The organism is Paraburkholderia sp. (assembly GCF_036488795.1).
Classification (GTDB): domain Bacteria; phylum Pseudomonadota; class Gammaproteobacteria; order Burkholderiales; family Burkholderiaceae; genus Paraburkholderia.
This window is the reverse complement of sequence record NZ_DASXHA010000134.1, coordinates 1-15,463: the sequence shown is the minus strand read 5'-3', so window position 1 is coordinate 15,463 and position 15,463 is coordinate 1. Positions and strand designations below refer to the sequence as shown.

17 protein-coding genes are annotated in these 15,463 nt (G+C 61.1%); 7 read left to right on the top strand and 10 right to left on the bottom strand.

The annotated features are described in order from the left end of the window. Positions 1 to 141 precede the first annotated feature (141 nt). Complete coding sequence (locus VGH41_RS19430) at positions 142 to 894, bottom strand: prohibitin family protein (RefSeq protein WP_331599153.1); 753 nt, start codon at positions 892 to 894, stop codon at positions 142 to 144. A gap of 218 nt (positions 895 to 1,112) precedes the next feature. Beyond that, positions 1,113 to 1,664: a hypothetical protein gene (locus VGH41_RS19425; RefSeq protein WP_331599152.1), complete on the bottom strand. Its 552-nt coding sequence runs from the start codon at positions 1,662 to 1,664 to the stop codon at positions 1,113 to 1,115. Between the two features lie 84 nt (positions 1,665 to 1,748). Here VGH41_RS19425 and VGH41_RS19420 point away from each other — a divergent pair, with 84 nt between their 5' ends. After that, positions 1,749 to 2,627 (top strand): NAD(P)-dependent oxidoreductase, encoded by an 879-nt coding sequence (locus VGH41_RS19420; protein WP_331599184.1) that lies wholly within the window; start codon positions 1,749 to 1,751, stop codon positions 2,625 to 2,627. Positions 2,628 to 2,675: 48 nt separating this feature from the next. On the opposite strand, the gene VGH41_RS19415 is transcribed toward VGH41_RS19420, so the two are convergent. Beyond that, positions 2,676 to 3,482, bottom strand: coding sequence for an alpha/beta hydrolase (locus tag VGH41_RS19415; RefSeq protein WP_331599151.1), 807 nt, complete (start codon positions 3,480 to 3,482; stop codon positions 2,676 to 2,678). A 318-nt stretch (positions 3,483 to 3,800) separates the two neighbouring features. Between VGH41_RS19415 and VGH41_RS19410 the strand changes: the two genes are divergently transcribed. The 3 genes from VGH41_RS19410 to VGH41_RS19400 are packed head-to-tail and all read left to right on the top strand — an operon-like array spanning position 3,801 to position 4,618. After that, entirely contained in the window at positions 3,801 to 4,034 is a 234-nt protein-coding gene (locus VGH41_RS19410; protein ID WP_331599150.1) for a hypothetical protein, read from the top strand. Positions 4,035 to 4,080: 46 nt separating this feature from the next. After that, positions 4,081 to 4,344 (top strand): H-NS family nucleoid-associated regulatory protein, encoded by a 264-nt coding sequence (locus tag VGH41_RS19405; protein WP_331599149.1) that lies wholly within the window; start codon positions 4,081 to 4,083, stop codon positions 4,342 to 4,344. Continuing rightward, entirely contained in the window at positions 4,289 to 4,618 is a 330-nt protein-coding gene (locus VGH41_RS19400) for a LysR substrate-binding domain-containing protein (RefSeq protein ID WP_331599148.1), read from the top strand. The genes VGH41_RS19405 and VGH41_RS19400 overlap by 56 nt, the downstream gene beginning before the upstream one ends. 14 nt (positions 4,619 to 4,632) lie before the next feature. Here VGH41_RS19400 and VGH41_RS19395 read toward each other — a convergent pair whose 3' ends face one another. Continuing rightward, positions 4,633 to 4,935, bottom strand: a complete 303-nt coding sequence (locus VGH41_RS19395; RefSeq protein ID WP_331599147.1) for an ArsR/SmtB family transcription factor — start codon at positions 4,933 to 4,935, stop codon at positions 4,633 to 4,635. 85 nt (positions 4,936 to 5,020) lie between these two features. On the opposite strand from VGH41_RS19395, the gene VGH41_RS19390 reads away from it, so the two are divergent. Further along, positions 5,021 to 6,121, top strand: a complete 1,101-nt coding sequence (locus VGH41_RS19390; protein ID WP_331599146.1) for an NADH:flavin oxidoreductase/NADH oxidase — start codon at positions 5,021 to 5,023, stop codon at positions 6,119 to 6,121. 115 nt (positions 6,122 to 6,236) lie between these two features. On the opposite strand, the gene VGH41_RS19385 is transcribed toward VGH41_RS19390, so the two are convergent. The 4 genes from VGH41_RS19385 to VGH41_RS19370 all read right to left on the bottom strand — a co-directional run bounded on the left by VGH41_RS19385 (position 6,237) and on the right by VGH41_RS19370 (position 11,146). Beyond that, a complete protein-coding gene (locus tag VGH41_RS19385; RefSeq protein ID WP_331599145.1) occupies positions 6,237 to 6,785 on the bottom strand; it encodes a glutathione peroxidase in 549 nt (182 codons plus the stop codon). 117 nt (positions 6,786 to 6,902) lie between these two features. Next, on the bottom strand, positions 6,903 to 8,408 hold the full coding sequence (locus VGH41_RS19380) for an efflux transporter outer membrane subunit (RefSeq protein WP_331599144.1): 1,506 nt from the start codon (positions 8,406 to 8,408) through the stop codon (positions 6,903 to 6,905). A 7-nt stretch (positions 8,409 to 8,415) separates the two neighbouring features. Further along, entirely contained in the window at positions 8,416 to 10,017 is a 1,602-nt protein-coding gene (locus VGH41_RS19375; protein ID WP_331599143.1) for an MDR family MFS transporter, read from the bottom strand. Next, positions 10,010 to 11,146, bottom strand: a complete 1,137-nt coding sequence (locus VGH41_RS19370; RefSeq protein ID WP_331599142.1) for an HlyD family secretion protein — start codon at positions 11,144 to 11,146, stop codon at positions 10,010 to 10,012. The genes VGH41_RS19375 and VGH41_RS19370 overlap by 8 nt, the downstream gene beginning before the upstream one ends. Positions 11,147 to 11,251: 105 nt before the next feature. Here VGH41_RS19370 and VGH41_RS19365 point away from each other — a divergent pair, with 105 nt between their 5' ends. Both VGH41_RS19365 and VGH41_RS19360 read left to right on the top strand, forming a co-directional pair. Beyond that, the gene (locus VGH41_RS19365; RefSeq protein ID WP_331599141.1) at positions 11,252 to 11,980 is read left to right on the top strand and encodes a CerR family C-terminal domain-containing protein; all 729 of its coding nucleotides are present in this window, start codon (positions 11,252 to 11,254) and stop codon (positions 11,978 to 11,980) included. A gap of 361 nt (positions 11,981 to 12,341) precedes the next feature. Beyond that, positions 12,342 to 12,587: a hypothetical protein gene (locus VGH41_RS19360; protein WP_331599140.1), complete on the top strand. Its 246-nt coding sequence runs from the start codon at positions 12,342 to 12,344 to the stop codon at positions 12,585 to 12,587. Positions 12,588 to 13,214: 627 nt separating this feature from the next. Here VGH41_RS19360 and VGH41_RS19355 read toward each other — a convergent pair. Further along, entirely contained in the window at positions 13,215 to 13,400 is a 186-nt protein-coding gene (locus VGH41_RS19355; protein ID WP_331599139.1) for a hypothetical protein, read from the bottom strand. Between the two features lie 833 nt (positions 13,401 to 14,233). After that, a complete protein-coding gene (locus VGH41_RS19350) occupies positions 14,234 to 14,584 on the bottom strand; it encodes a hypothetical protein (protein WP_331599138.1) in 351 nt (116 codons plus the stop codon). Between the last annotated feature and the right edge of the window lie 879 nt (positions 14,585 to 15,463).

Genomic DNA, 15,463 nt, shown 5'->3' with positions numbered 1-15,463 from the left:
AGAATGCGCGTACAGACGATACAAATTGGCGAGTCACGCTGGTGTTAGCCCATCTTTAAAAGCGTGAATGGTACCAAACCGCGTAAGGTGGTTCGAATTTGGGCCGCCGTAGCGGCCAACGCCGTCATAACGACTCTATGCCTACTTTTGCGTGGCCAGGTTCACGAACGGAATGGGGGCGCCCGACCACTGCTGCGGCAAATGCCCGTCCCACTTCTTGACCGCTTCCAAAGCAACGTATTCGGTGCCGCCCTGTTGCTGAATGGCCTGCGCCTGAATGGCGATCGCTTTCGCCTGTCCTTCGGCCTCGACGATTCTTTGCTGCGCCGTAACGCGTGCCGTTTCCAGTTGCTGTTCCGCAGTCAGTCTGTTTTGACCGGCCACGACCTTCTGTCGCACGGCCTCCGCAAATTGCGGATCGAAGTGAAAATTCTGAACGTTGATGTCCGATACGATGATCCGATACTTCGTGAGCTTGGCTTGCAGCTTCTGTACGATGTCTTGCGATACCTTTGCGCGCTGAGTCACGAGTTGCTCGGCCGTGTACTGCGACGTGACCGCCTTGAACGATTCATACAACGCGGGAACGATGAACTTGGCTTCGATATCGGCATCGTCCCCGAAGTTGTTATAGACGTACGGCGCATGCGCCGGATCGTATTCGTAGTTCAGCGTGATGTCTTCGAATACTTCCTGCAGGTCGGCCGTGCCGCCCTCTGCCTTGGTCGCCGTTGCGCTCTGAAACCGCACGTTGAAATCGACCACACGAGCGAACGGATTGAGCACATGTAGCCCCTCGGACAGAGGTGTGTCCTGCACATCGCCAAACAGCTTGACGACCCCGCGATGCCCAGCGGGCACCATGTGCACGGCGGAGAAGGCGACCAGAATCAAAACGATTGCGCACGCAAGCGCCCCTTTTGTCTTTCCCGCTAAAGCGCCTAAGCCCATCTTCTATTTCCCCGTTCTTATAGATGTCTAATGAGTACCCGCCGGGACCGCACTACTATATAACGCTAAATGGCGTGAAGGAAACCCGGTGCCTGGTTCGCAGGCTATAGAAGAGTCAAAGCCGGCTAAACGATACATGCAGCATAGACGCAAGCCTCCCTCTAGAACGGCACCTCTGATACATGCCAGAGCACGCCGGAGGGATCGAAGATAAAGCCAACCTTCATGCCCCAGCTTTGCATGGCGGGCGCACGCGGCGCATTGACGGCAAACTCGCTCACCAGCATGTCTGGCTGGATCTGCTTCCACCAGGCATCCACATCGCGAACGAGCAGTTGCACCATAAAATTCTCGGCGAACTCTTTTGCGTAGTAGTTTTGAAGAATGAAACTAAAGTTGTCGAACTTCAGGATTGCGATGCTGTCGTCCTCGTGCGTCAATCGGAAACCCAGCGCCTGGTAATAGCGCTTTGAGAGATCGAAGTCTTTGGCAGGAACGAATGGGCGAAGCGCTAAAATCTGATCCATGGTTTTCTTGACCTCTAAAGGGTTTGGAAGATCCGCCGACGAAATGTATTGTAAAAGCTTTCCGGCAACGCGCGGCAATCCGTACCCCTGATTACCTGTCTTTTTGCTCGATCTTGCGCGCTTGCCCCGCGTCTCACGGCCGACGCATGACGTGCATTCAGCTTTCGCCCGCGCACAATCGTTCAAGACACGCGTTACCTCTAGCCGCTAATCTGCTGGCCACATTGATCCACGTAGCATGACGCTACTTCTGCCCGCCAGGGAGGCATGATGCACATCGGATTCATTGGACTGGGCGTGATGGGCCAGCCCATGGCCCTCAACCTGGCGCGCGCCGGAACGCCGCTCCTTGTCTGGAATCGTTCCGCGGACAGATGCGAACTGTTGCGCGCAGCGGGCGCGACAGTGGCCACCGGCGCCGCCGAGATCTTCAGGAAAACGCAAATCGTGATCCTGATGCTGGCCACCGAGGACGCCATCGATGCCGTCCTCGGCCGCCGTACTCCGGAGTTCGCGTCGAACGTCGCGCAGCACACGATCGTCCACATGGGCACCACCTCACCGGAATATTCGCGCGGACTCGACGCCGAAATCCGCGCCGCCGGCGGCAGCTACGTGGAAGCACCGGTCTCGGGTTCGCGCAAGCCCGCCGAAGCGGGGCAACTCGTCGCCATGCTGGCGGGCGAACACACCGCGGTCGAACAGGTCCGCGCGTTGCTCCAGCCTATGTGCCATCAGACGATCATATGCGGAGCCGTGCCAGGCGGATTGCTGATGAAACTTGCCGTCAATGTGTTTCTGATCACTTCGGTTACGGGTCTGGCGGAGGCCGCGCATTTCGCCGAACGTCATGGCCTGAACATGCAGCAGTTTCGCGAAGTGGTCGACGCCGGACAGATGGCAAGCGGCATTTCGCGCGTAAAAATCCTCAAGCTGGTCAACCGCGACTTCGATGTCCAGGCGTCGATCACGGATGTGCTAAAGAACAATCGGCTCATCGCCGAGGCGGCCAGAGACGCACACATCGCGTCGCCATTGCTGGATGTCTGTTACGCGCTGTTCGGTGAAACAGAGGCATTGGGGTACGGACGCTTCGACATGGCCGCGGTTCTCCACGCCTTTGAAGCGCGTACAAATGCAGGCACATGAGTGCCTCCTCTGCCTGACGCCGCGCAACAGCAGGACGCTTTTGCGCGGTCAGTCAAGCACTTTACTGACGAATTCCAGCATGGCGCCATTGAACTGTTGCGGTCTTTGCAGCGGTGCAAAATGGCTCACACCCGGCATCACGATCAACTGCGCCCCGGGAATACTGCGCGCCAGATATTCCGCATGCTCCCGCTTGATGAACTCGTCATACTCGCTTTGTACGATCACAACCGGCACGCTGATTTTCGCCAGATCGTGCGCGGTGTAATTCGGCTCGGTCTTCATCATTTCACTGACCGCGCCGACGAACGCGTTGAAGTCATCCGGCGTGGCGGACAGTTGCGCATAGTCTTTGGCATGCCGGCCAAAGCAGCGGTCTATGACCGGCGTAGCAACGAATTCCTTCGTGCCCGACGGGTCCATATTGCAGCCAAAGAAAAAGACTCCTGCCACCCGCTCAGGCACCTGCATACCGAGGATCATGGCGATGCATGCGCCGTCGCTCCAACCCACTACGGCCGCCGCTTCGATGTGCAGAAGGTTCATGACGGCCAGCACGTCGGATGCCATCAGCTCGTATTGATAGGGACGCGCATCGCGCGTGCTGCGGCCATGGCCACGGCTGTCGATCAGCACCGCCCGATAGCCGGCCCCGACCAACGCAGGAACCTGATACCCCCAGTTGCCGCTATGACCGAGCCCGCCGTGCAGCAGAATCACCGTGGGACCGCTGCCGTACGTCGCATACCAGATGCGGACGCCGTCGTGATGCACGTAACCCTCTTCGCCAGACACCGGTAACGGTTCTGCGCCCTGTATTGCGAAGTGCTTCAGCTCGTCGTCGTACGGTTCCATGATGTCTCCAGCGTGAACATGGATGCTTCAGGAGAAGACCGCCATTGCGTCAACAATACACGAATGCCATCTCGACACTTGAGACCGATACGTACGCCAGCCCAACAAGTTAACATCAAGACGCTCAAGTTAACAGGTCCTATGGGACCTAAAAGTGATATTTCGCAACATACCCCTGGCACTTCTCCCTGGTTCCTGGCATGCTATGGAAACCAGTCCTGTTGCCGATTTTTTCTCTGCCAGATTGCCTGGGAGTCCGACGCGCTCCGGGTTCACTGCATTGAGATCAGGCGTCATCTAAAAGAATGGAGATTCATCATGTCGACTCATGCGCACTCACGTGAAGCGAGCGCCGCCGAACGGTTCGTTCGTGCCACCCGGCAAGTAGATATCGCGTTTCGTGTCGTACGGGGGGAAGTCGTGCCGGAAAGCCGGCAGATCGAACATGCGCTGGCACTGCAGCAACTCGAACAGGCCCTGGATGAACTCGCTGAGGCTCAGGACTTCTTCGATACCGCAGTGAGCCGGGTCGCGCCGAAGAAGGCCAATTGATTCCGCATGTGCCTGACCGCTTCTGCCTTGCGCGCTTTCACGAACCATGTCTACGACCATTGAACGGCTCGACGGGGAAGCTCGCGATCGCCTGATCCGCTGGATTCGCCATCGTATGGAAGAATTCGGCATTACGCCGTCGGCGCTCGCGCAATCTCTCGAAGCCGACAGCCGCGCCGAACAGACCGCGTCCTACCGCGACGCATGGGGCAATAGCTGGAACGGCAACGGCGATCTGCCCGAGTGGCTGAAGCGTGCCGTCGCCGCCGGACAATCCATTGAGCATTTCCGTTGCGGCGAAGGCGTCTGAATCCGAATGCCGCGCGGTGCTGGCCGGACTCGGCTTTGGACAGGTTGCGAGCTATCTCGCGCAACCCTATCAGCGTTCGGGAAAGCTCGTCAGCGTGCTCGACGACGAAACGCCCGAGCCATGGTCCATTTGTGTCTATCGCCCTCAACGCGGCCACGTACCTCCGCGTGTGCGCCTCGTGTTCGACACCATGTCGAAACCTTGTCGGGACCCGATATTCCGGGCAGCAACGGGTGATTTATCGCGACATGTCGTCGCGCCTCCAAACCTCTGACCGTCAAGCAGATCTCAAACTTTCTGCTTGATGACCGCTGCCATCAACCCGGGAAAGCGCCGGTCGAGTTCGACACGCCGCAGCGAATTCTGATGCACCGTGCCGGCCACGCGCGTCTGCACCAGCCCGGCTTCGCGCAGGATTCGGAAGTGATGAGACACGCTGGACTTCGGGCGCCCGCCGTCGAGTTCGCCGCAGGTGGCCTCTTTCACTTTCGCGAGGCACATGACGATTTCGAGGCGCACGGGGTCACTCAACGCATGGAAGACCCGTTCGAGCGTGAAGTCCTCAGGGGCGGGATGGTTATAAGTTCGCATCCTGCAAATGATAAAGCTTTCTGCGATACTTGTAATTCGATATTTATCGAACTATCGAATCGGATTATTCAAGGAAACCTCACAGATGTCCGCACTTTTCCAGCCTTTCAAGCTCAAGGACGTGTCCTTGCGCAACCGCATCGCGATTCCGCCGATGTGCCAGTACACCGCCGTCGACGGTGTGATCAACGACTGGCACCGCGTACACCTGGCCGGCCTCGCGCGCGGCGGTGCGGGCCTCGTGATCGTCGAGGCAACGGCCGTATCGCCGGAGGGCCGCATCACCCCGGGTTGCGCAGGCCTCTGGAATGACGAACAGGCCCAGGCGTTCGCACCGGTGGTCGCATCCATCAAGGCTGCGGGCGCTGTGCCCGGCATTCAGATCGGCCATGCGGGCCGCAAGGCAAGCGCCAACACGCCTTGGGAAGGCGACGACCATATCCCCGCAGGCGACCCGCGCGGCTGGCAGACCATCGCCCCCTCGGCCGTGGCGTTTGGCGGACTATTGCCGAAAGTACCGCGCGCCATGACGCTCGACGAAATTGCACGGGTCCGTGAAGATTTCGTTGCCGCTGCGAAGCGCGCGCGTGATGCCGGTTTCGAATGGCTCGAACTGCACTTTGCACATGGCTATCTTGGCCAGAGCTTCTTCTCGGTGCACTCCAACCAGCGTGATGACGCATACGGTGGCAGCCTCGACAATCGCAGCCGTTTTCTGCTGGAAACGTTAGCCGCCGTGCGCAAGGTGTGGCCAGAGCATCTGCCGCTGACGGCGCGCTTCGGCGTGATCGAATACGACGGACGTGACGAGGAAACGCTCGCCGAGTCGATCGAACTGGTGAAGAACTTCAAGCGTGAAGGGCTGGACATGCTGAGCGTGAGCGTGGGCTTCTCCACGCCGGGCGCGAACATTCCATGGGCGCCCGCGTTTCTGGCTCCGATCGCCGAGCGTGTCCGCCGGGAAACGGGTCTGCCGGTTTCGTCGGCCTGGGGTATCGATACGCCGGAACTCGCCAACAACTCCGTCAGCGACGGCCAGCTCGACCTGGTGATGGTCGGCCGCGCGCATCTGGCCGATCCGCACTGGCCGTACCATGCCGCGCGCAAGCTCGGCATCGAACGTCCTTCGTGGACCCTGCCGGCGCCGTACGCGCATTGGCTCGAGCGTTACGCGGTCAATCGGTAAAGAAGTCGTTGCCTGATGACGCCATGCGGTGCGCGCATTGGTCCGCGCCCGCATGGCTCGACTGCCGTGACAGGTGCTGCCGCTGCCACGCTGTCACGCTGTCACGTCAATGCGCTTATGCCTTCGCCAGTTCGGCGTCGACCGCGGCAACCAGGCGCGGATCATCCGCTGTGACGTCCGGTGCAAAACGCCCCACCACTTCGCCGTCGCGGCTGATCAGAAATTTTTCGAAATTCCATAGTACGTCCGCCTGATTCTCAGGATTGACGCCATAGGCCTTCAGCTTTTCGCGCATCGGACCTTCGCCGGTTGCAACCGGCTGCTTTTCCGTGAGCAATGCGTAAAGCGGATGCTGGTCGTCACCAAGCACCGAAATCTTCGAGAACAGCGGAAAGTGCACGTCGTAGTTCGTCGAGCAAAACGACACAATCTCGCTGTCGCTGCCAGGCTCTTGCCCTTTAAAGTTATTCGCAGGAAAACCGAGCACTTCGAGACCCTTGCCGTGCTTCTCCTGGTAGAGGCTCTCGAGGCCGGTGTATTGAGGCGTCAGGCCGCATTTCGAAGCAACGTTGACCACCAGCAGGACCTTGCCCTGATAGTCGGCAAGGCTGCTGTCCTTGCCGTCGATCGTTTTCAAAGGGACCTCGCGTAACGCGTTTGCCATAAAACCTCCGTGGATGATGGATGGACCAATCCGAAGCCTACCGGAGTTCGGCTTTGGCTGCCGGGCGTCCCTAACCGGGCGTCCCTAAACCGGGCGTCCCTAAAGCCGGGCGCCCCATCACTGCACGGAAGTTGCGGCCTTTGCGCTGTTCGCGCCGGCCACGTCGTCAGCCGGCGTTTCCCATCCAAGCCCAAGACTCTTCTGCAGCGCCACGTAGTACTTGATGACCTGTGCGTCGCTCTGAATGCGATTCTGCTCCGCGGAATAGCGCGTGCGTTCCGCGTCGAGCCAGTCGAGCGCCGTGGTCGTGCCGGCGCGATAGCGCTGCTCGGTCAAGGTCGCGGCACGCGTCGCCGAGTTTTCGACTTCGCGCAAACTCACGGCGTTTTCACGCTCATGTCCGTAGCGCGACAACGCGACGTCCGCATCTTTCAGCGCGCCCAGCACCGTGCTCTGGTATTTCGCCTCGGCCTCGTCGCGACCGGCCTTGGCCTGATCGACGGCGGCCTGGGTGCGGCCAAAATCAAGCACGTTCCATTGCAGATACGGCACGCCGAGCCACGTGAAGTTGCTTTTGCGTACCAGATGACCCGGATCCGCCGCCGTAAAGCTCAGGTCGCCGAACAGCGTGACCTTCGGGAACCAGTCGGCCACGTGCTCGCCGATCTGCGCGTTCTGTGAGGCCAGCCGCCGTTCGGCTGCACGGATGTCGGGACGCTGGCGCAACAGGCGCGCCGGATCGCCCACTGCCACCGTCGACGGCAGCGCGGGAAGCGCTTTCGGCGCGGCGAGTTCCGCATCTAGCGCGCCCGGTTCGCGGCCCGTCAGCACGGCCAGTTCGTCGAGCGATTCGGCAATCTGCGCATCGAGCGGAATGATGCTCGCGCGGGTGTTTTCCACTTGCGAGCGGATGCGCTCCACATCGAGATCCGACGCCACGCCGCGCGAGCGGCGCTGCACCGTCAGCTCGAGGATGCGCGCTTCGAGCTGCTCGGATTCACGCGCGATCGCCACGCGCTGCTGCTGATCGCGCAGGCCCACATAGTCCTGGGCGACTTCGGCGGCGAGCTGCACATGAGCATCCGCGAGATCCGCTGCAGAAGCGTCCGCCTCCGCCGATGCCGCTTCAATCGCTCGCCGCGTGCCGCCGAAAATATCGATCTCCCAGCTTGCGTCGAAACCGGCAACGTACAGGCTCAGCGGCCCGCGTCCGCTAGAGGACGACCCCGAGCCTCCTTCGAGCGACGACAGATCCGGTGAACGCGTGCGCAGATACGCCGCGCTGGCGCTGACCTTCGGCAACTCATTGCGCTCCTGCTGCGTGAGCCCGGCGCGCGCTTCGCGCACCCGTGCTTCGGCGGCGTGCAGATCCGGGCTGTCCTTGAGCGCCGCGTCGATCAGCGCATTCAGTTGCGGGTCGTTCAGCGCAAGCCACCATTGAGCCACCGCGGGCGCTGTCGAAAGCGCGCCCTGCGGCGCGCGATTGAACGCACTCGCATGTGCCGCCACGGGTGCGGCCTGGGGTGCGCCGCGATAGTCGGGACCCACCGTGCAGCCGGCCAGCACAAGCACGGCGGCAATGGGCAGCAGGCCAAAACAGAGAGCGGAATTCAATGACTTCATGAGCTTTTCAATGTCCCGCCGACGGCGTGCCGGCGGTCGGCTTCTTCAGGAAGAACGCGAGCGGAATGCACAACAGCAGCGCCACGCCCAGCACGTAGAAAGTTTCGGAATAAGTGATGACGGTGGCCTGCACCTGCATCTGCGCGGCAAGCTGACCCAGCGCCTGCAGCTTCGCGTAGGCCATGTCGCCGTGTTGCGCAAAGAAGCCCGCCGCGCTTGCGGTGATGTGCTCCTGCCCGATCAGCGAATTGGCTGTCAGCGATTCGTGGATCACGTGTGCATGAAACGTATTGCGACGGTCGATGAAGGTGCCGAGCAACGCCAACCCCACCGAACCGCCCAGGTTGCGCGCCATGTTGTAGAGCCCCGCGGCATCTCCGGCTTCTTCGCGCGGCACAGCCGCCATCGACGCCTGGTTGAGCGGCATCATCGCCAGCACCTGGCCCACGCCGCGCAGCAGTTGTGACCAGATGAAGTCATGCCCGACGCTTTGCGCGGTCAGCGAAATATCGAGCATGCAGCTCGCCGCGAAACAGCAGAGTCCGCCAATCACCAGCAGGCGCGTGTCGATCTTGCCCATCAGGCGCGGCAACACCGGCATCATCAGAAATGCGGGTACGCCGGATATCAGCATCACGGCGCCGGACTGTTCGGCGTTGTAGCCGGACACGCCGCTCAAAAACTGCGGCAACAGATACGACACGCAATACAGGCCGGCGCCGACCGTGAACACGATCAGAATCACACTGGCATAGCGGGTGTTCTTCAACAGCTTCAGACGCACGATGGGCGACTTCGACACGAACTGCGCGATCAGCAGCAGCCCGATGCCGAGCGCGGAGAGCATGCTCAGCCAGACGATCATGGGTGATTCGAACCAGCGCTCGCGCTGGCCTTCTTCGAGCACGACGGTCAGCGAACTGAGCCCCGCCGCCAGCCCGACAATGCCGAGCCAATCCGCCTTGACGAACTGGCTCCAGTCGGTGCGAGCGTTTTTCAGCCCCAGAATAAGCAAGGTGACTAGCGCGACACCGACCGGCAGATTCAAAAAGAAGCACCAGCTCCAGTCGATATTCTCCGCCAGCCAGCCGCCCACCACCGGACCGAGCAGCGGCCCGAGCAGCACGATCAGGCCGAACATCGTCATGCCGATCGGCATCTGATGGCGCGGCAGGCGAGTCGCCACGATGGTCTGCGCGGTCGGGATCATTGCGCCGCCCACGAAGCCCTGGCCGATGCGCCCCGCGATCATCTGCGGCAAGCTGTGCGAGACGCCGCACATGATCGAAAAGAGCGTGAACAGCGTCGCGTTGCCAAGCAGGAAATTGCGCAACCCGAACACCCGTGTGAGCCAGGCGGCGAGCGGAATCATCACGATCTCGGACATCAGATAGCCGGTCGAGATCCACGTGCCTTCGGTGCCGGTCGCGCCGATTTGCCCCTGAATCTGCGGCAGCGCCGAGTTCGTGATGGAGATGTCGAGCGTCGCCATCAGTGCGCCGAGCGCGCCGGCGGCCACCGCGATCCAGTCGGCAGCGGCAGCATTGGCGGGCCTGGCGGCGGGCGTGGGTGCCGCGCCCGCCGAGGTGACTGGCGTGACATTAGCCACGGGTGCTGTCCCCGGCGTTTTCTTTCTCGATGCGCTTCCCGGTGTCACGCGCGCCGCGCGTGTCCACATCCACGTTGACCGACAGGCCCGGCAGCAATACCTTGCGCGTTTCCGGCCCGGCCGTGATGCGGATCTTCACCGGTACGCGCTGCACGATCTTGGTGAAGTTGCCGGTGGCGTTTTCGGCGGGCAGCAACGCGAATTGCGCGCCGGTGCCAGGCGAGAAGCTGTCGACCGTGCCATGCAGGTCCGTGCCGGGCAGCGCGTCGACGCGGATCGTCACCGGCTGGCCGACCCGCATCAAGCCGATCTGCGTTTCCTTGAAGTTGGCCGTTAGATAGACGTCCTGCACCGGCACGATGGTCATCAGACGCGTGCCGGGCTGCACGTATTGCCCGACGCGCACCGAACGGTCGCCGACCCGCCCGCCAATCGTGCTGCGCAGCACGGTGTCTTGCGCGTCGAGTTGGGACTGACGCGCGCTGGCGAGCGCGGCTTCGAGCTGCGCCTGCGCCTGCTGGATCTGCGCCTGCAGGTTGCCGATCTGCCGTTGCGCGACTTGCAGCGCCGCGGCGTCGGCGGCGCGCGTTGCGGTGGCCTGGCGGGCGGTGTTGCGCAAATCGGCAACGCGCTCGTCGGTCTCGGCGCCGGTCGCGGCAAGCGGTTCATAGCGCTTGACTTGTGCGAGGGCATGAGCTTCGTTCGAGACGGCGCCGTCCAGTTGCGCCTGCGCCTGCACGATGCTCGCCTGCTGCTGCGCCAGCTCGGCATTGGCACGCACGATGTCGGCCCGGCGCGCGGCAACCGTCGCGTCGGCCTGGTCCAGCGCCGCCTGATACTGGCGGCTATCGAGCCGCACCAACGGTTGGCCGGCTGCGACCGTCTGGTTGTCGCCCACATACACTTCAGCGATATACCCCGAAATCTTCGGCGCGACGGTCATACTATCGGCTTGCAGGTAGGCGTCGTCGGTGCTTTCGATAAAGCGTCCCACGGTCCACCAGCGCGCGCCCCAGGCGGCAGCCCCGAGCAGGACGACGAGTCCCACCCCGAGCAGCAGCTTGCGCCGCCCGGTGCTTCGGGCGGGATTGGCGCGCCCGGCTTCGGCGGCGGGAAGGGTGGTTGACATCGGTGACTCCAAATTTTTCCAATTGGTATAATTATTCCAGTTGGTAAATTTGTGTCAATTGATATATTTTTGCTTCCCTTACGGAAAGTTCGAGGATCCCTGCGGATGTCCCCACCCCCGAGACATCGCCATGCCGTCGACGGCGGCTATCAGCGCGGCGAAGAAACCCGCGCGCGGATCGTGCTCGCCGCCCTCTCCCTGTTCGGCGAACGCGGCTTCGACGGCGCGTCCACGCGCGATATCGCTGAACGCGCGGGCGTCAATGCGCCTGCGATCGGCTATTACTTCGACAACAAGGAAGGGGTCTACCTGGCGTGCGTGGAGCACATCATCTCGCGGGTCTGGGCCCGCATTGCCGAGCCAGTGGAAGCGGCCGAGGCCGCGCTGCAAAATCACGCGCCTGACGATGTACTCATCGAAGCGGTTTGCGCGATTCAGGGGCGCATCGCCGGCTTCATCCTGACCTCGGCGGAGTCCAGCGACTGGCGTCTGTTCATGGCGCGCGAGCAGGCCGGACTCGGACCGTCGTCGGGCTTCGAGATGATCGACAAGGGGGTCAGCTCTCGTCTCGTGAAGGTGTACGCCGCAATCGTGGGGCGTTTGCTAGGACGTCCGGCAGACGACGAAGAGACGCTGATTCGCGCAATGACGCTCAACGGGCCGCTACTGGTGTTTCACATTCACTGCCGCAAATCGCTGGGTGTGCTGGGATGGGACGCGATCGATGCCGAACGGCTGGCCAGGCTGACGGCCATCGTACGTGAGCACACCGTCACTGTGCTGCGCAGCCTGGTTGCGATCAAGGAAGGAAGAGCGAAAAAGGCGCTTCGATGAGCGCCGCATGCCGGTCCGGATCAGCAGAAAGCAGATCCGGACGGCTGGTGTACAACAGGGGGAATGAGGTGACGAACCGCCGGATGAGGAGTCCGGTTTCGCCCCAGCCGGGAGCTAGATTCGTCATGTGAGTAATTATGCGCGGCACGCTGTTGCGCGTCACCACATCAGTCGGCAAAGCACCTTTGTCGAATTCGACACAATCCTGCTCAAGCAGACGATGTGCACGCGATCATGAGGCGACGTTCCCGATCGAGTCCCGCACTTGAGAGTGGAAGCCGCCGACCAAACGGCGAAAGCTTGCGAAATAACCCATAGCCGCGCGCGGCGGCCTTCCGCGCACCTGATGAAGGAGCCCGCCATGTGGGACAAGATCGAACACGAAGGCTTTGAAATCTGGGTACTTCCGCTCCCTGCATACGCTCCGTCGGCTCCAGTCACCTTATGGCATTACTCGGCGTACGTCTGTCGCCACGGCGCCAATCCCCATCTCGCCGGGCAGAGCACGCGGTTCTATGAACTGATCAAGGCGTTTGGCAGCGAAGATGAGGCGCGCGACGCAGCGTATCGCGCAGGCCGCCGACTCGTCGACGGTCTCCCTGGCTAGTTCACGCTCATTGCCTGACGTCGTCGCGCAGGCTCCTTTATAGGTGTTTGCGATAAGTTGAAGCGTCTTTTCGACACATGTACCTTCGCGTCTGCTCTCGAGACAGAGCGTTTGACTTTGCAGCCCCGCGCCAACGGAATACGTCACGGCCGGGGCTAGTTTTTTGGTTGATCGCGGCGCTGCCTGCGCCTGGATAGCGGGTACCGTCCTTCCCCGCGCCATGCGGCGCACGCCGATACGCGTCAATGACGACAGGTGCCCGCAGGTGCCTGGTAAAAGTGCGGGAGTCTGCGGACAGCGCTCCAACCAGAACAAGGGCGTCGAAGTTCCTTCTGTGTGTCGCTCTCTGCCGGCGCCATCAACGCGAAAGCCGACCCTTGTGAGGTCGGCCCATGCCGTCTTCCCGGCTGCCAGTTCGTGTCGTGTGGTTTTCGCGGTATTTCCGGCCCCGCGCGGCGAGGTGCTGCTGCTTGACGGATCTCCGCCCAAACAAGGCGGCGTCCGCACTATACAGCGTGCGATGTGACAGTTTTCTGTCGCCCGTTGCGATAATGCAGGCGGCAACCATTCAGACCCGACGCGAAGGGGCCTGTGTGGCCCCCTGCTGTTTTGTTGCCCAACCTCCGGTCAAGCGAAGGTATTGATGATGCTGCCCACCATGCCGTTCGAGCCAGCCTGCGGCGCGGTAGCGGCTGCGGCTTCGACAAGCGCAAGCGCATCACGCTGAGGCGACGCTGCCGCGCCGTTACCTAAAGATGAAGGTTGCTGCATGACCTGCATAGCTACACTACTGGCGGTTTGGCCGATATTCATGGACGCTCCATTAGTTAAGGGACATCACACTAGCACGGCGCGTCGTTTTCTGCCGATGACCGATTTGCCCGCATTTGCGAGTGCGCTTCTCCTTCGCGACTAGCCGCGACATAGTGACGCTACTGCAGCAAATATCTCTTGCGTGGTATGGACTTCGCCTATGCCACTCGCGGCAGTATGATGCTGGCCGGCCTTACCTCAGGCTCTTTAAGCGTAGTGCTGTTGTGCAAGTCCCCGCCAGTCCCCGCCGGCGGGGACTTTTTCATTCACGACATCGGCGCGGAGAAGGGCATCAGCACGCCGCCCGTCCACGCGCGGCTCAGGTCGGAACATGTGTTTCACGCCCGCGAACGTCTAGATGAAGCGCGTTGGGGGATGGCTGATCAATACCGCCGCCTTTGACGATTGGCCCTGCGAAGGCCCAGGGCACCCATGATGGCCCCCGCGATACCTGCAATCGCACCCACTATGCCCGTAACGATAGCCACGTAACTGGTCCAGTCCGTCCTGGATGCCTTCAAGGGCGGTGGCGTTTCGACAGGGGGCGGTGCAGCAACCGTTACTCTGTCCGGCGGCGATTCCGACGGTAGCGCGGACGCTGTGACGGTCGGCGTCGCCACGACCGATACCGTTGCGGACGGCGCGGGTGTCGCATACAACCCTTGCGCAAGTGCCATCGACGCAGCGGGCGTATCCCGCGAAATATCGCCGGCCAGTGCGGCCACGCAATGCAGCGAGAAAAGCGGCACTGCCGCGAGAGAAAGCAGACACCTCATCGCATTAGACGATATCCCGGACATCCCGTCACCTCCGTCGAGATTGACACGCCAACGTTATTGGTCGCGAAGCGCTTCACGATAGCGAGGCCCGCTTTTGGACCTGATCATCGTCACCACTTTCGCGGCACCGGACCGGTAAATCTGCTTCAGGCCAAGGCTCGGTTTTTCAATCAGATGCCAGGAAAGCCATGCAAAAGCGAGCGAAAGCGCAGAGGCCCATGCAAGGTGTCCAGCGAACGTCATGCGGGCGCCGAATCGCCAGATAAGCACTTGCTGAATCATAAACGCGTACAGGTAGACTCCATATGACAGATCGCCACAGCGCCCGAAGCGGCGCAGGATCGGCGTCGACGCGTTGCCGAACCCTATGATCGAGGGCGCCAGCGCGATCAGCGTGCCCAGCATATGCTGGCCCATTGCGAACACGCCACAACCGATGGCTAGCGCAGCCGGAGACGTTTCAGCAGAGTCAGCAGGCCGGCTGCCGCGAGTATTACGTACTATGTGACCTCGACAGGAATTGACCACGTGGAGCCGTTGACGGCGCCAGGGAACGGATTCGTTTCGAAGACACCCGGCAAATTGAAGACCATGTGCAGGCGCAGGTTCCGCAGATAGGGCAGCAATTGCGGATCGGCGAAGTATTCCCGCACCGGTAGAGTGCTAATGCCGACATGAAAGATCCTCCTGGCGTGGTTAAACAATTGTCGCCGACGGATCCAGGCAAGTGATCAAGCCCACCACCCGCGTCAATGCAAGCACGCCGAAGCGTGACAGTTAAACTACTGACTCTATTGCTTCGGTCACCGCCCATCAACGTGAGTCACACCCTTTCCACTGCGGTCTCTTCAGAACTCGAAATTCCAGAGAGTTTTTCATGCTCAGTTTTCCGATGCCCACTAGCAAAGGATCTGGCAGTGTTTATCAGCTAGGCAAAGACGCTGCAGACAGTCCATGTAGGCACCATGTAGGTTTTTTCGACGGGACGATTAAGAACGATCGAACCCACTCGTCTCGGATCTCGCGCCCAATGTCTCGGCGTTTTTAGCTTTTGCTACAGCTACAGTTGCTGCTCTTGCTACAGACCGCCAGCCGATCGCAATAACGACTAGACCTATCTGATCTCGAGACGGACATGCGCTGTACGCGAGCGATGCAACCCATAGTCAAGCCCGGGCGCGTAAGCTCCACCGAAGTTACAGCTTTTAGTCATCCTTATCTCGCGCGCGCATTTCTTCCCATCCCTTCAAATGCGACTGATGCAGCTCTTGGAGTTTCGCGAAG

Coding starts and splice junctions, on each gene's coding strand:
- VGH41_RS19370 (WP_331599142.1), bottom strand. CDS start 11,146: ATGTCAACCACCCTTCCCGCCGCCGAAGCCGGGCGCGCCAATCCCGCC.
- VGH41_RS19420 (WP_331599184.1), top strand. CDS start 1,749: ATGCACATCGGATTCATTGGACTGGGCGTGATGGGCCAGCCCATGGCC.
- VGH41_RS19415 (WP_331599151.1), bottom strand. CDS start 3,482: ATGGAACCGTACGACGACGAGCTGAAGCACTTCGCAATACAGGGCGCA.
- VGH41_RS19365 (WP_331599141.1), top strand. CDS start 11,252: ATGTCCCCACCCCCGAGACATCGCCATGCCGTCGACGGCGGCTATCAG.
- VGH41_RS19355 (WP_331599139.1), bottom strand. CDS start 13,400: ATGAATATCGGCCAAACCGCCAGTAGTGTAGCTATGCAGGTCATGCAG.
- VGH41_RS19350 (WP_331599138.1), bottom strand. CDS start 14,584: ATGCTGGGCACGCTGATCGCGCTGGCGCCCTCGATCATAGGGTTCGGC.
- VGH41_RS19405 (WP_331599149.1), top strand. CDS start 4,081: ATGTCTACGACCATTGAACGGCTCGACGGGGAAGCTCGCGATCGCCTG.
- VGH41_RS19360 (WP_331599140.1), top strand. CDS start 12,342: ATGTGGGACAAGATCGAACACGAAGGCTTTGAAATCTGGGTACTTCCG.
- VGH41_RS19395 (WP_331599147.1), bottom strand. CDS start 4,935: ATGCGAACTTATAACCATCCCGCCCCTGAGGACTTCACGCTCGAACGG.
- VGH41_RS19380 (WP_331599144.1), bottom strand. CDS start 8,408: ATGAAGTCATTGAATTCCGCTCTCTGTTTTGGCCTGCTGCCCATTGCC.
- VGH41_RS19390 (WP_331599146.1), top strand. CDS start 5,021: ATGTCCGCACTTTTCCAGCCTTTCAAGCTCAAGGACGTGTCCTTGCGC.
- VGH41_RS19385 (WP_331599145.1), bottom strand. CDS start 6,785: ATGGCAAACGCGTTACGCGAGGTCCCTTTGAAAACGATCGACGGCAAG.
- VGH41_RS19410 (WP_331599150.1), top strand. CDS start 3,801: ATGTCGACTCATGCGCACTCACGTGAAGCGAGCGCCGCCGAACGGTTC.